This window comes from Paraburkholderia sp. BR10954 (assembly GCF_040965775.1).
Classification (GTDB): domain Bacteria; phylum Pseudomonadota; class Gammaproteobacteria; order Burkholderiales; family Burkholderiaceae; genus Paraburkholderia; species Paraburkholderia youngii.
In genome coordinates this window covers 1-912 of the sequence record NZ_JBFRCK010000185.1, presented here as the reverse complement: position 1 = coordinate 912, position 912 = coordinate 1, and the positions used below count along the sequence as shown (strand labels likewise).

1 protein-coding gene is annotated in these 912 nt (G+C 62.5%); it reads right to left on the bottom strand.

Going from position 1 to position 912, the window contains the following annotated elements; translation table 11 throughout:
• On the bottom strand, nt 1-912 hold a 912-nt coding region (locus AB4Y34_RS41755), incomplete at both ends, for an amino acid adenylation domain-containing protein (RefSeq protein ID WP_368719294.1).

The following is a 912-nucleotide window of genomic DNA, read 5'->3' as shown; positions in this document are numbered from 1 at the left end:
GGTGCGCGGCCACCTCGCCCGGCTCGATCCGAAAGCCCCGGATCTTGACCTGCTCGTCGGTGCGCCCCAGAAACTCCAGATTGCCATCCGGCAGGTACCGCGCCAGGTCCCCCGTGCGGTACAGCCGCGCGCCCGGCTGCGCACTGAACGGATCGGCCATGAACCGCTGCGCGCTCAGCTCCGCACGGTTCAGGTAGCCGCGCGCAACCCCTGCCCCACCAATGTAGAGCTCGCCCACCGCCCCGAACGGCACCGGCTCTCCATGACCGTCCAGCAGATAGATCCGAAGATCGGGAATGCGCCTTCCGATCAGACCACCCGGTCCGGACGAGTCAGACTGGCCAAGAGACCGATAGGTCACATGCACGGTCATTTCCGTGATGCCGTACATGTTGATCAGTTGTGGCGCGTGACCGGAATATCTCCCAGACCATGACCTGAGCATCGACGGGTCGAGCCTCTCACCACCAAAGATCACGTATCGAAGTCGGTTCGGAACACGGCTGTGAGACTCCACATCCATCAGGGCTCTAAAAGCTGAGGGGGTCTGGTTCAGAACTGTGACGCCATATCTGCGGATTAGCTCATCGAATGCTGAAGGCGCGCGAGCAACATGCCCGGGCACGAGCACCACACAGCCGCCATGGCGTAGCGCCCCCCACAACTCCCATACTGAGAAATCGAACGAGAAGGAATGGAACAGACACCATACGTCGCGTTCATTGAAGCCAAACCAGTGCTGCGTCGCCTCGAACAAACGAACAATCTGGGCATGCTCAACCATGACGCCCTTGGGCGTGCCGGTGGAACCCGACGTGTAGATCACATAGGCCAGATGGTGCGGGCCCAGGCCCAGCGCGCGCGCATCCGGATCCGATGACGGCTGCCCGGCCCACGCCGGTGACTGCGCCT